This window comes from Flavobacterium columnare NBRC 100251 = ATCC 23463 (assembly GCF_002530675.1).
GTDB lineage: Bacteria > Bacteroidota > Bacteroidia > Flavobacteriales > Flavobacteriaceae > Flavobacterium > Flavobacterium columnare.
In genome coordinates this window covers 30256-44715 of the sequence record NZ_PCMX01000016.1, presented here as the reverse complement: position 1 = coordinate 44715, position 14460 = coordinate 30256, and the positions used below count along the sequence as shown (strand labels likewise).

Sequence of the window (14460 nt, the reverse complement as noted above, 5' to 3'; positions counted from 1 at the left end):
TATTCTATCTTCCTTAATTTAAACTATTATATACAGATGAAAAAAATACTAGGTATTATTACTTTAGTTCTTATAGGTATCATAGGGACTTTACTATTTCAAAATTACCCTAAACTGGATTTAATTTCTGGCTTTTCGGCAAAGAGTGTAGCTTCGGGTTATTTTCTAGAGAATCGTTCTTTATCTATTATTGAAAAAACCGACAATGATATTAATCTGATTGATTTCGCTAAAAATGAAATTAATGATCAAGGTAAATTTGCAGAGGCATCAGTCTATGGATTTAAAAAACGAAAAGCTATATATAGAGAAGGTCTAGGAGCTGTATTAGTAAATGATGATTACGATCCAAACCAACCTTATTTAGTTCCTAAAAGAATTTTTACGGTTAATAAGAACATTCCTTTCCCTTATGGTAATGGAGAACCTTTGAAACCCTTTTTTGCAAACATTGATTACGATCAATTAAACAAAGCTGTTTCTCAAGCATTTGAACCTAATAAAAAAGGGAAAAGATGTACTCGCGCGGTACTTGTGGTATATAAGGATCAAATTATTGCTGAAAAATACGCTCCAAATTTCACAAAAAATTCACGATTACTGGGTTGGTCTATGACTAAGAGTATTACGGGAACCTTATTTGGAATTCTTCAAAAACAAGGTAAATTAGATATTAATCAACCTGCTCCTATTACTGAATGGAAAAATGATGCGCGCAAAAACATTACCATTCATAATTTATTGCAAATGAACTCGGGTTTAGAATGGGATGAAAATTATGATAAGATATCAGATGCCACCAGAATGCTATTTCAAGAAAGTGACATGACAAAATCCCAAATAAAAAAGCCTTTGGTAGGTAAACCCAATGCCTCTTGGAATTACTCTTCAGGTACTACCAACTTACTTTCTGGAATTATTCGCAACCAATTTAAGACACATCAAGAGTATTTAGATTTTTGGTATAGTGCTTTAATTGACAAAATTGGAATGCATTCAATGATCATTGAAACTGACTTAACAGGTCATTATATAGGATCTTCTTATGCTTGGGCTACTGCTCGTGATTGGGCTAAATTTGGTTTATTATATCTACATAAAGGGAATTGGAATGGCCAACAGTTGTTTGATCCTAGTTGGTCTCGTTATGTGGCTACTCCTACTCCTACTTCCAATAATAAATATGGTGCTCAATTTTGGTTAAATGCCTCTGGAGCATTACCTGACTGCCCTAAAAACATTTATTATGCTGATGGTTTTCAAGGCCAACGTGTATTTATTATACCTTCCCACGATATGGTAATTGTTCGCCTAGGTTATGGTCATATTGATTTAAATGCTTTGGTAAAAGAAGTTTTAGGAAGTATAAAATAATTCAATATAAATAGAACTGCTCGAAAATTTAGAATATTTGTTATAATGATTGTCCAATAATTTTTTCTCGATCAAAGAAATTAAAATACATGTCTTCCTCTTTGATCGAGAGAAAACAAGGGATTTTTAAAATAATTTTATCGTATATTCTTTTTCTACACCTATAGATTTGTCTTTTCAATTATATTTATGGATTAGCTTTTTGGGGGGATTTTAACCCCAGATTACGCATTAGAAATTTATTAAAGTAAAATACTTACTCTGAATCTTTTATTTCTTGATTTCTTTTACAACACTTCTATCCAACCAACCTTCTTTTAAATCTGCTATTTGAATTTTATAGTAATTATCTAAGCTTTCAAGAATATTCACTTTGGTTCCAGCATGTAAAATAAAAGCATTACTTGCGGTAGCATTAGGTTCACTTTTTACATTAACTACATCAACAAAAACAATAGCTGGCTTTTCGTTTAGCAAACGATTTTGCTCATAAAAACCTGAAAAAAGGCTTAATAATACAAAAAATAAACCCAATAAAATTCCAGCAAAGAAAATTCGTTTTACAGTAGTTTGATACGAATAATAATAAACTATAAAACACACCAATGCGAAAACAGCTAAAATTATGGATATCCAAGCCCATGTGTCATAATGAAAAATGGAAGTGAAATCTGCTATAATTTTTGAAAAGCCTACTTGTGATACTTGTTGAATATCATCAATTGCCATTTTTTGTGCAAATGCTAAATTATTTTCTATCTCTGTATCATTAGGACTCAGTAATAAAGCCTTTTCAAAGTTAAAAACTGCTGGTGCTACTCTACTTAATTTATAATAACAATTTCCTAAGTTAAAATAAACTTCTGCTGACTCTTGTCCTTGTGCTAAAATAGTTTCATAAGATTGAATGGCATCTTGGTATTTCCCTTTTTGATACAAATCATTTCCTTTTTCAAACGGATTATTTGCCCAAATAAATTGAGAAAGGAACAGGAATATGTAGGCTATTTTTTTCATTTTATTTAACCACTAGGAACAATAAACAAACACTAAAGACATTGTTTATGTTCGTTATTTTAATTTATTTTTCAACTGTTTAAGAAAACAAAAAAATCATCTGTTCTAATAATTTTAATCTTTTTGTTCATTAAGAATTTAAAACTTCTCTTTACTGCTTTTAAGCTATCTGTTTTTCCAAATCAGAAATAATACTTACCGCCAGATTGTAATCATTTTGAATACTCGTATTCGTCGAAGGGGCGTATCGAGCAAACTCACAACTTTCTACCAGAGCTATAAATTGCGCTACGGTATCTTCGGAGGCCTTCTTCTGAACTAATAACTCTCTAATTTTATCTTTACTTATATCCGATGTTTCGATATGTAATTTTGCTTTTAGAAAATTATGCAACGCACGTTCTAAAGCAATATAAAAAGGCTCTTTATTTCCTAACTGCTTTTGAGCTTCGGATAAATATTTTTTAGCTAATTTATTTGATAGCTTAATTTTGTTTCCTATAACGTCTGCATTGCTTTTTTCTCTCTTACGACGGAAAGCTATAATGAGTGGAATAGCTAAAAATGGTGCCATTAACAAACTGTAAAAGAAACCCGAACCTAAGAAATCCGAACTATTTTTTGGTTGTAAATTGGTTTTAGTTTTAATAAATCCAAAAGCGGATACTGCTGTTACTTTTGATTTATTAGAACTCATTGTATTATTTGCCAAGAGGTTTCCTTTTTCTACAAATAGAGTAATTTCTTTGGATGTAATTGACTTATAGACCTTTGAACTCAAATCAAAATATGTAAAAGTCATTGGTTTGATTAAATATTTTCCCTCACTTTGTGGGATAATAGTATATGTATCTTGAATACTTCCTGTCATCCCTGAAAGTGGTGTTTGTACGCTTTCCTGATGTTGTGGATCATAGATTTCTAATGAAGAAGGTACTACAGGTTTAGGCAATGTAAATAACTTTAAATTTCCTGTTCCTGAAACGGCTATTTTAAGATCAATTGACTCGCCTGCTTTTACACTGGTTTTAGAAGGAATTACTTTAAAATCAAAATTTCCTACTGCTCCTGTAAAATCAATTGGTTTTCCTGCTTCAGGAAGAGGTTTGACTGTAACGGTTTTTGCTCCTGCTGAAACTTTTTTATGTCCCATAGTCATAATAGGACGACCAAAAAAATCAACCTCTCCAGAAGGAACCTCTACTTCTACATCTAATGTCAAAGGCTCTATAACTAGCTTGCCTGCTTTTTGAGGATATAAAACCGTTTTACGTAATACGGCATAACGATACATTTCGCCTTTAAACTTTCCTTCTTCTACTTGTAATTGTTTGATATCTATATTCTGACTCCAAAAGTTATTGTACTTAGGATTTTGTGTTTCCTGCCACCCCCCTACACCTGAACGATGACTCACATAGATTTTATAAACTACGGTAATAGGTTCATTAAGATACGGATTAGTATTAGAAATTTCAGCTACTAGGTGTACTCCTTCTTTCCCCATAGCAGCTGACGGTGGTACTTGTTGACGCTGTTGTTGGTAATAAGGACTACTTCCTCCGTAAGGGTCGTAAGGATCCCGTTCTTCAGGAACGGCATTACCAATAGTTATCTTGATTGCATTGGATTTATAAGTCTGTCCGTTTATTTCAACGGAAGCTCCTTTAATAACAAAGGTTCCCTTTTTAGTGGGTTGAAGAAAATACGAATAGGTTTTTTCATAGGATTTTCTTCCATTAATCCATGAATAACTAACTGATTGATTAGGTCCCCCTATTATTCGGAAACCATCAAATGCTGGAGGATCAAAATTATCTCCGTCATCATTCATTGTAAAATCAATTCGTAAACGCTCGTTTATACCCAAATTGTTTTTGCTCACATTAGTTACAAACTGAACTTGAGCAGTAATTTTCACACAAAATAAAATAAGTATAAAAAATAGTTTCTTCATTCTTTTAATTTTCTTTTCTACCAATCTTTTCCTTCCTGTTTTGGAGCTCCTTTTACTTTTCGAGCATTTACTCGATCTTGGATTTTTTTCTCCTCATTATTTACCGCATCTAACAAATTTTGCATCCTATCTTTAGGAACATTATTGGGTTTAGGCTGCGGATTATTCTGGTTTTGATCTTTGTCTTGATCTTTGTCTTGATCTTTATTGTTAGGCTTTTCCTGTTTGTCTTTGTTTTTATCATTTTGTTTTTTATCCTTGTCTTGATTCTGATCTTGATTAGGCTTTTTATCAGGACTGTCCCCTTTTTTATCCTTTTTCTTGTCATCATTTTTTGAAGGTGGATTTTCCTTCAATAACTTCTTTGCTAAAGCATAATTATAACGCGATTCTTCATCCGCTGGATTATTGCGCAAAGCATTCTTATAGGCTTCAACGGCTTTATCATACGTCTTTTCTTTCATATAGGTATTTCCTAAATTATGATAAGCGTAATGTTTTTCATTTTTTGTTTTAGCAGTTTCTGCTGCTTTAGCATAGGCTGCTTTAGCTTCTGAAACTTGATTTTGTTTGTAAATTGCGTTTCCTAAATTATACGCTGATACTGCTTTTTTAGGATGATTGCTTTTTGAAACTCTAAAATTTGCTTCTGCTTCAACATACTGCTTCTTTTCAAATTGTGAAACGCCCTCTGGTAATTCAAAATCTTTTTTCTGTTGCGCAAAAATACTAACAGAAATTAATAAAACGATATGTAAAATAATTCTTTTCATTGACCCATCTCTAATCCCTCTTAAAAAGGGCATTTATTTTTTACTTTTTTCGTTAAACAAATCTAGTTTTTGTATCCATTTTGTTTTTGTTTCTAGAAGGAATACATCCACTAATAACAAGAAAAACCCAATACCTAAAAACCATTGAAACTGGGACTGAAAATTAGCCATTTCAGTAGCTTCAAATTGTGTTTTTTGAATATTGTTGAGTGATTTTCGCATAAAATCAACTACTTGTTTAGTATTTGTTCCATTAATATAACCTCCGTTAGCTGTTTTAGCAATTGCTTCTAAAGCTTCTGGACGTAATTTAGTGGTAACTGTCTCTCCAGTTTTTTTGTCTTTATGATATTCTATCGAATGACCATTTCTAATAGGAATAGGTCCACCGTTTGGAGTTCCTACACCTATAGTAATAATCTTTATTCTTTTTTTACGTGCTTGTGCTGCTGCGTCTTGGGCTTTTTCTGAATGATCTTCTCCATCAGTTACCATAACCAAAAGTTTACTAGTATTCCCGCTTCCTTCAAAGTATTTTTCTGTTAATTGAATTGCTTCATCTAAATTACTTCCCTGCGATGAAATCATTCCTGGATTCATACTCTGTAAAAACATCTTAGCAGCGTTATAGTCAGTTGTAATGGGCAGTACAGGAAAGGCACTTCCTGAATAAGCAATAATCCCGATGCGATCGTTTCCTAAACCATTAATAATCTGAGAAACTAATTGTTTACTTTTTTCTAAACGACTTGGAGCTATATCCTCACAAAGCATACTTTTAGAAACATCTATAGCAAAAACAATATCTATTCCTTCCCGTTTTACTTTTTCAACTTGGGTTCCTATTTTAGGATTTACTAAACCTAAAATCAACAGTATTAATGCAAAAAGCAATATCCCGAATTTTAACGTTGGCTTAAACGTTGACTTTTCTGGGCTTAATTTTTTAACTAGTTCTGAATCCCCAAATTCTTGTTGTTTTTTTCTTTTCCAAAATTGATTCCACAGGAAAAGGCCTACCAAGAAGGGCAACAAGAAAAATAAATACAGATACTTTGATTCGTCTAATTCGTACATTTCTTTTCGATTGCAATTATAAACAACAATTTTTATTATATAAAACCTTTAAAAATTGTTTTTCTTAATATTAATTCAATTAATAACAACAAACCTGCCAACCAAACCCAAGGACGGTATTTTTCGTCATAATTAACAAATTTTAACTCATCAACTTTCGTTTTTTCTAATTTATTGATTTCGCTATAGATGTTTTCTAGACTGGAATTGTTTGTAGCTCTAAAATATTTTCCCCCTGTTTTTTGAGCGATATTTTTCATTAATTTTTCGTCAATCTGAACAGGCATCATTTTAAATAAAAACCCTCCATTAGGAGCATACGCATAGGGGAATAATGCATTTCCGTTTGTTCCTATTCCTATGGTATAAACTTTTATTCCTAAATCAGCTGCAATTTCAGCTGCAGTTTGAGGATCTAAAAGGCCTGCATTATTTACTCCATCTGTCATTAAAATGATGACTTTACTCTTGGTTTTGCTGTCTTTTAAACGATTAACAGCAGTAGCCAATCCCATGCCTATTCCTGTACCGTCCTGTAAAACATTATCGTATTTAATATCATCAATAGCTTGTAATACAACTGCTTTATCGCTTGTTACGGGTGTTTTTGTATAAGCTTCTGCTGCATATACAACCACTCCAATACGATCATTTAAACGTTCTTTGACAAAGTTTGAGGCTACTTGTTTTAACGCTTCCATTCGGTTAGGCTTTAGATCCTTAGCCAACATACTTCCTGAAACATCGGAAGCAATAACAATATCAATTCCAAAAGTACTATTGGTTTTATTACTGACATCTACTACTCGGGGTCTTGCCATGGCTACTATTAAGGCTCCTAACGCCAATAACCGCATAGCAAAAAGCAGAGGTTTTAACTTAGGCAAGACGGAGGTTGTATTTTGAAAACCTTTTAATGAACTTATTTTTAGTATTGGTTTTTCTTTTTTATTCATAAAGAAATACCATATTATTGTTAAAGGTAATAGTAAAAACAACCAAAAAAATTCGGGGTTTAAAAATGTTACATTCTTCATTATGGTGCTTTTTTAAGTTCAACAGATTGCAACATACGATTTGCTATTTTTTGCCCATTTTCATCTCCTTCTCTAAAGGCTACCATTAGTTGTTGCACTCCCCCATCTTGGCTAAACAATAGTATTTGATAAATCATTTGCTCTCCGTTTTTGATCAAACTTCCATATCCTTTTAGACCTTGTAATCCTTCTTTAGTTTTAAAATCTTCTTGTTTCACTACTACATTTTCACACTCTTGATTTTGTAACGTTTGAATCATTCCTGTCAAGGCTTGCCCTAAATCTACTTCTTTTTTTTGTTTGAATTCAGTTGATGAAATAGCCATATAAAAACCTTGTATTAAACTTCCGTAATCAAACATTTGAGTACTTTTTACGATTCCTGCTGTATCATTTGGAATGGCTTTAGAAACATCTGTACGTTTCAATACCTCTGGAGTTTCTACCACAATAGCAGGATTTCCGTATTCTGATTTTATCCAATCTGCATGAACTAATTCTTTAGTAGATGGACCTGTAAAACCATTTTTAATAAAATCAATCCCTTTGGTAATTCCAATAAAGATGAATGCTGATATGATTAAAAAACTTACAATTCCTGCAATGGCTGTTGTCTTTTTTTTGCGTTCTTGCTTTTTTCGAATTTCTTCTTGTTCTTTTTTCCATTTTACACTTGTTTCATCTACTACTATCGGTATGGATTTATGAATGTTGATGATACTTGATTCTATTTTTTTTCTGTCATCTGCTATTTCAAAATCCAAAGGTTTCGATTGAGCAAACTTTACTAAATCTGCTTGTTTTAACACTTTTTCTAAACTTTTAACCGTTTCTTGAGAAAGTTTTAATTTTCTTTTTTGAGCGGCTTGTTGTAACCCTAGAATAAGCTCTGAAGTCGTACTTTCTTTTGCTGGAATTTCAATTGCTTCTTCTATATATTCACGCACAATATCTGTTAACTCTGAATAATAGGCTTTAATTTCTCCTTTTGCTAAAAGTTCTTTTTTTTCTAGTCGTTGTAATAGGTCTATAGATTTTTCTATGGGTGTACTATATACAGGCTCTATTTCTGCTGTTTTTTGATATTTTTTATACAATTTGTATCCCAAAAATCCTAAACCAATTAAGGTTAGTAACCCAAGCAAATATTTCCACCAATTGCCCAGTGGTCTTTCTGCCTCAATAATGGGTTTAATATCATACATTTTTTGTTTTAAAGTATCTACTTTTACGTTAAATACTTCTACCTTGATACTCTCTGAAAAATAGGGTTTGTTATTAATTAGAATAGGCATTTTAGGTATTACAAACTTACCTGAATCGAATTGAACTAAACCGTATTTTTTTATTAGTTCCATTTTTGATTCTGCTTTTATGGTATCAATAGGATAGGACTCTACTACCTCGAAGGAACCAAAATTTTTATCTTTTGGAAAAGTAATATGCCTTTTTGTATTTGATTTGACCTTTAAACTTAAAGTGAATTGCTCTCCAATTTTGTTTTGTTTTCTATCAATAGTAGTTTCTATCTTTTGTGTAAAACCAAATGATGAAAAAAGCAATAATATGTATAGTTTCGCATTCATTAATTAACAGTTTTTGATTTCTGAATTATCTTTAGCAGTAGGAATACTTACAACAACTATTGAAATCAATTGATTTGATTCATTTTTTGTTTGATTCACTTCTAAATCAAACAGGTATGATTTTGGTTTTTCTATAATTCTTAAACAATGACTAGTTTCTCTTATTTCTTTCAAACAAAGTCTTTTTTTGTTTACAAAATCTTTTTTACTTTCAACGTCACCGTAATTTAATGCTGGTGAGCTGGGGAAACGAATAATCTGATCTAAGAAATGATTTGCTATATAATTGTGTTCCACTTTTTAATAAATAAAATGATACTGGATACAAAATGTATTACTCTTTTTGCTAATTTCTTGTTGTTTCTTTTAGAAAGAACAATTTTTCACTTATCTTGATTTGAAATAACCTAATAGTTTTGTTACATAACTTTCGTCTACTCTTGTGTGTACTGTACCAGCACCACATTTTGAGAAAATGTCCTTAAAATAATTCACTTTTTCTTGATAGTATTTTTCATACTGCAAGCGAACGTTTTTAGAACTTGTATTTATCCATTGTATAGCATCTGTTTCAGCGTCTTGCATGGCTACTAAACCGATATCAGGTATTTTTTCTTCACGGATATCAAATACTCTTACCCCTGTTATATCGTGTTTTTTACTGGCAATTTTCAATATTTTCTCATAATTATCATCTGTTATAAAATCTGAAATCATGAATACAATAGCTTTTTTCTTTTGGGTTGCGGAAAGAAACTCCAGAGCATTTCCTATATTAGTCTGTTTGCTTTTAGGTTCGAATTCAATTAATTCACGAATAATACGTAATACGTGTGATTTTCCTTTTTTAGGTGGAATGTATAATTCTATTTGATTCGAGAATAAGATTAAACCTATTTTATCATTATTTTGAGTTGCTGAAAAAGCTAAAGTTGCTGCTATTTCTGTTACTACTTCGCTTTTTAATTGATTTTTAGTACCAAAATTTTCTGAACCTGAAACATCAACCATTAACATCATGGTTAATTCTCGTTCTTCTTCAAAAACTTTTATGTAAGGTTCTTTATATTTAGCCGTAACATTCCAATCAATTGCGCGTACATCGTCACCATACTGATATTGACGTACTTCCGAAAAAGTCATCCCACGTCCTTTAAAAGAGGTATGATACTCTCCCGAGAAGATATGGTCACTCAGTCTTCTGGTTTTTATTTCTATTTTACGAACTTTTTTGAGTAAGTCTTTTGTTTCCATTTTTTAGGCAATAGGCAACGGTCATAGATTAATGGTAATTATTTATATAGTTCCTTTTTATGGCACTTCTATTTCGTTTACAATTTTATTGATAATATCTACTGTAGTTACGTTTTCTGCTTCAGCTTCATAAGTAATACCAATTCTGTGACGTAACACATCGTGTACTACCGCACGTACATCTTCTGGAATAACATAGCCCCTGCGTTTAATAAAGGCATAACATTTAGCTGCTACAGCCAAGTTAATACTCCCACGTGGTGAAGCTCCAAAACTAATTAAAGGTTTTAATGATTCTAATTTATATTTTTCTGGATAACGTGTTGCAAAAATGATGTCTAAAATATATTTTTCAATTTTTTCATCCATATATACTTCACGAACGGCTTCTTGAGCACGCAAAATTTGTTCTATAGACACTACTGGTTTTACTTTATCGAAACCTCCTTTTAGGTTCTGACGAATAACCATTCGTTCTTCTTCAATTTTAGGATAATCAATTATCGTTTTTAACATAAAACGATCTACTTGCGCTTCAGGTAGTGGATATGTTCCTTCTTGTTCTACTGGATTTTGTGTCGCTAATACTAAAAAGGGTTTATCTAATTTAAACGTAGTATCACCAATTGTTACTTGCTTTTCTTGCATTGCTTCTAATAAAGCTGATTGAACCTTTGCGGGCGCACGGTTGATCTCATCTGCCAAAACAAAATTGGCGAAGATCGGTCCTTTTTTAATTGAAAAGGCATTATCTTTAATATTATAGATCATGGTCCCTACTACATCCGCTGGTAATAAATCAGGAGTAAACTGAATGCGACTAAAGCTCCCGTAAACTGCTTGTGATAAAGTATTTATTGCTAATGTTTTTGCTAATCCAGGTACTCCTTCTAGCAAAATATGTCCTTGCCCTAAAAGTCCGATCAACAAACGTTCTACCATGTGTTTTTGTCCTACGATGACTTTGTTTATTTCCATCGTTAATAGATCAATAAAAGCACTTTCTCTTTCTATTTTTTCATTAATTGCCCTAATATCTAAAGTAGTGGTATTCTCTTCCATCGATTGTTTTTTTAAAGTCGTGAAATTAATATCTTATTCAATATGATGCAAATTGAAAATTTAATTGATTTTAGGGTGTTAACAATCAGTTAAATATTTTTTTTACCCCCTTATTAAGACTCATTTTATGAAAGCTTTTAGTATTTTTAAGTGATTTTTGAAAAATTAGAGATATGATTAACAAAAGACTCCTTATAAAAAACTTATTAGCTCATAACGACGAAAATAGCTTTTATGATAAAAAGAGACAGCTAAATCTTCATAATAAAGAAGGAAAGGCTAAATTTTTGAAACATATCTGTGCGCTATCTAATTCTAATCCGAATAATAATTCGTACCTAGTCATAGGTGTTGAAGACGAAAGTAACGAAATTGTAGGTGATGATTTTTTTGACGACAGTAGAATACAAAATTTGGTAAATGCTTTTCTTCTAAATCCTCCACAAATACAATATGAGAACATTCCTTTCCCTCATTTGCCAAAAGAAAAAGTGGTAGGATTAGTTACTATTAAGCCCAATCATAAAGTCTCTTATTTTAAGAAAGGAATAAACACAATAGAAACAGGAAGTACGTTTAAAAGAATTGGAAGTAATACAATCCCTACCCTTGATAAAATAGGCTATAGTAAACAAAATACGCAAACGGTTATCAGTATTGAAAACAATTCTAGAAATAGCATTGAACACACTTTAGAAGCCGTTTTAGATTTCATGAATGTTAAACATAAAGACATGGAAACTCAATACAAAGTTTTTAAAGAGCTTTTTATTGTTTGTTGGGCTGGTAATAAAAAGGAATGGAAAGGTAAAACCTATTTTTCAAGGGTAGACATTGAATTAATTAATGAGCAAATTAAACTCTTTTATTCTACACTAGACGAAGTTATTATAGAGTTTTCAGAAAATAATTTTACAATTACTGAATTTATACAATTAGGGCTTAATGATAAAACCAGTTATTATCCACTTGAAAAGGTTTATATTACATTTTTTGACAACGGGTATTATAAAATAGAAAATGAGATTCTTTTTGAACCCCCTCAGTTTAATAAAAAGTTATTATATCATATCTATAAAACAAACCTATTACTACTGGATAAAGTAAATCAAAAAGCCTCTCTTACAGATAGGGACCTTAAGAATCTTGAAAACCTACCACATACACTGATGCTCTGCTATTTGAATGGTTTTAAAAACGCAAAAGAGAAACTTATTGAGTCTAAATTTCTTTTAAAACCCTATCATAAAGTTTATATTTCTTTTAAAGAAGCTTTAAGAGTATTACGAAAAATGAAATATAGTCATTAGCTTATCTTATTTGTTGTCTATTTGTGATTGAAAAACAAAATAAGCTCTCTTAGAAGCTATTTCTTCCGCTTTCTTCTTAGAGGTGGCACGAGCTTTCGTTATAACCTCTCCGTTTAAATGTAACTTTACTGCAAAATATTTTACATTTCCAGCAGCATTATCATCATAGGTTTCATAATGGAAAGATTTTTTTTCTTTCTGACACCACTCAATAAAAAGACTTTTATAACTTATTACTTTGCCTTCTAAACGATCAATATCTACGTAGGGTTTTATTATTTTTTTTTGAATAAATTGTTCACAAAAATCAAATCCTTTATCCAAATATATTGCTCCAATAAAAGCTTCAAAAATATTTCCGTGTACATTTTCGCCAAAATGTTGTGCGGAAACTTTCGTTTCTACGAACTCAATTAATTTAAAATCTTTTCCTAATTCATTTAAATGTTCGCGTGAAACTATTTTAGAGCGCATTTTAGTCAAATACCCCTCGTCTCCATTAGGAACCTTACTAAATAGATGGGCAGCTATCACAGAACCTAACATTGCATCTCCTAAAAATTCAAGTCGTTCATAATTTATTGGATAACCGTTTTCATCTGTTTTATTCATAGATCTATGAGTAAAAGCGCGACGATAATGCTCAATATTTTCAGGTTTAAAACCTAAGATGAAAGTAATTTTTTTAAAAAAATTCCCGTCTTCAGGGTTCTGAAAACGGTTTTTTTTAAATATTCTCTTAATAATTCTCATACTATAGAATTATTCTATTTTTTTAAATAAAACACAAGCGTTATGACCACCAAAACCAAAAGTATTACTCATAGCCACTTTAATATCCCGTTTTTGAGCTTTATTTAAGGTAAGGTTTAAGTTTGGATCAATATTTTCATCCACTACATTATGATTGATTGTAGGAGGAATAATACTGTTTTTAATAGCTAAAATAGAAGCTATTGCTTCAATAGCTCCAGCAGCACCTAATAAGTGCCCTGTCATAGATTTAGTTGAATTGATATTAATATTTTTAGCGTGTTCACCAAAAACAGAACTAATTGCTTTTAGTTCCGCTACATCTCCAAGAGGAGTAGATGTACCATGTGTATTGATGTGATCTACATCTTCGGGCCTTAAACCTGCGTCTTGTAGTGTATTATTCATTACTGCTATAACTCCAATTCCTTCTGGATGAGGGGCTGTTAGGTGATAAGCATCAGAAGACATTCCGCATCCTCCTACTTCACAATAAATTTTAGCGCCACGTGCCTTTGCGTGTTCATATTCCTCTAACACCAATGCTCCTGCTCCTTCTCCTAAAACGAATCCATCACGAGTGGCATCAAAAGGCCTAGAGGCCGTTTCTGGACTTTCGTTTCTTGTTGATAATGCCTGCATTGAATTGAAACCTCCCATACCTGCGATAGTCACAGCTGCTTCGGATCCTCCTGAAACGATTACATCACACATACCTAAACGAATGTAATTGAACGCATCAACTAAAGCGTTAGCTGAAGAGGCACAAGCAGAAACCGTGGTGTAGTTAGGTCCCATAAAGCCATTTCGCATAGAGATATGTCCTGGAGCAATATCAGCAATCATTTTAGGGATAAAGAAAGGATTAAAGCGCGGCGTTCCGTCACCTTTAGCATAACTTAAAACTTCTTCTTGAAAAGTTTCTAGTCCTCCAATTCCTGCTCCCCAAATAACTCCAACACGATATTTATTAATTTTATCTAATTCCAAGCCAGAGTCTTTAATGGCTTCATCACTTGCTACAATGGCATATTGAGCAAATTTATCCATTCTTCTAGCTTCTTTTCTATCAATAAACTCCTCTACCTTAAAGTTTTTTACTTCACAAGCAAATTTTGTTTTGTGTTTTTCTGTGTTATAATAAGTAATGGGAGCCGCACCGCTTCTTCCATTAATTAGACCTTCCCAGTATTCTTGAAGGTTATTTCCAATAGGAGTTAAAGCTCCTAATCCGGTTACTACTACTCGCTTTAGTTGCAT

At 32.0% G+C, this 14460-nt stretch carries 13 protein-coding genes; 2 read left to right on the top strand and 11 right to left on the bottom strand.

The features are described from left to right. The first annotated feature begins 36 nt into the window (after nucleotides 1-36). Nucleotides 37-1374 (top strand): serine hydrolase domain-containing protein, encoded by a 1338-nt coding sequence (locus B0A78_RS02620; RefSeq protein ID WP_065213814.1) that lies wholly within the window; start codon nucleotides 37-39, stop codon nucleotides 1372-1374. Between the two features lie 270 nt (nucleotides 1375-1644). Here the strand turns inward: B0A78_RS02620 and B0A78_RS02615 are convergent, their stop codons facing one another. The 9 genes from B0A78_RS02615 to B0A78_RS02575 all read right to left on the bottom strand — a co-directional run bounded on the left by B0A78_RS02615 (nucleotide 1645) and on the right by B0A78_RS02575 (nucleotide 11137). Continuing rightward, on the bottom strand, nucleotides 1645-2391 hold the full coding sequence (locus B0A78_RS02615; protein ID WP_014166699.1) for an SH3 domain-containing protein: 747 nt from the start codon (nucleotides 2389-2391) through the stop codon (nucleotides 1645-1647). Between the two features lie 160 nt (nucleotides 2392-2551). Further along, entirely contained in the window at nucleotides 2552-4348 is a 1797-nt protein-coding gene (locus B0A78_RS02610) for a BatD family protein (RefSeq protein WP_065213815.1), read from the bottom strand. Nucleotides 4349-4365: 17 nt separating this feature from the next. Beyond that, nucleotides 4366-5121 (bottom strand): tetratricopeptide repeat protein, encoded by a 756-nt coding sequence (locus tag B0A78_RS02605; RefSeq protein WP_249030937.1) that lies wholly within the window; start codon nucleotides 5119-5121, stop codon nucleotides 4366-4368. Nucleotides 5122-5154: 33 nt separating this feature from the next. Further along, on the bottom strand, nucleotides 5155-6198 hold the full coding sequence (locus B0A78_RS02600) for a VWA domain-containing protein (RefSeq protein WP_014166696.1): 1044 nt from the start codon (nucleotides 6196-6198) through the stop codon (nucleotides 5155-5157). Between the two features lie 35 nt (nucleotides 6199-6233). Then, nucleotides 6234-7235, bottom strand: coding sequence for a vWA domain-containing protein (locus tag B0A78_RS02595; RefSeq protein WP_014166695.1), 1002 nt, complete (start codon nucleotides 7233-7235; stop codon nucleotides 6234-6236). Beyond that, nucleotides 7235-8821 carry a BatD family protein gene (locus B0A78_RS02590; RefSeq protein WP_014166694.1) on the bottom strand — a complete coding sequence of 529 codons (1587 nt, stop codon included), beginning with the start codon at nucleotides 8819-8821 and terminating at the stop codon, nucleotides 7235-7237. Before B0A78_RS02590 ends, B0A78_RS02595 begins: the two co-directional genes overlap by 1 nt. A gap of 3 nt (nucleotides 8822-8824) precedes the next feature. Beyond that, complete coding sequence (locus B0A78_RS02585) at nucleotides 8825-9118, bottom strand: four helix bundle protein (protein WP_014166693.1); 294 nt, start codon at nucleotides 9116-9118, stop codon at nucleotides 8825-8827. Between the two features lie 90 nt (nucleotides 9119-9208). Then, nucleotides 9209-10075: a DUF58 domain-containing protein gene (locus B0A78_RS02580; RefSeq protein WP_014166692.1), complete on the bottom strand. Its 867-nt coding sequence runs from the start codon at nucleotides 10073-10075 to the stop codon at nucleotides 9209-9211. 57 nt (nucleotides 10076-10132) lie between these two features. Continuing rightward, nucleotides 10133-11137, bottom strand: coding sequence for an AAA family ATPase (locus B0A78_RS02575; protein ID WP_014166691.1), 1005 nt, complete (start codon nucleotides 11135-11137; stop codon nucleotides 10133-10135). A gap of 173 nt (nucleotides 11138-11310) precedes the next feature. Between B0A78_RS02575 and B0A78_RS02570 the strand changes: the two genes are divergently transcribed. Further along, nucleotides 11311-12447, top strand: coding sequence for an ATP-binding protein (locus tag B0A78_RS02570; RefSeq protein ID WP_014166690.1), 1137 nt, complete (start codon nucleotides 11311-11313; stop codon nucleotides 12445-12447). Nucleotides 12448-12453: 6 nt separating this feature from the next. Here the strand turns inward: B0A78_RS02570 and rnc are convergent, their stop codons facing one another. Then, nucleotides 12454-13200 (bottom strand): ribonuclease III, encoded by a 747-nt coding sequence (gene rnc, locus B0A78_RS02565; RefSeq protein ID WP_014166689.1) that lies wholly within the window; start codon nucleotides 13198-13200, stop codon nucleotides 12454-12456. Nucleotides 13201-13209: 9 nt separating this feature from the next. Beyond that, nucleotides 13210-14460, bottom strand: coding sequence for a beta-ketoacyl-ACP synthase II (gene fabF / locus B0A78_RS02560; protein ID WP_014166688.1), 1251 nt, complete (start codon nucleotides 14458-14460; stop codon nucleotides 13210-13212).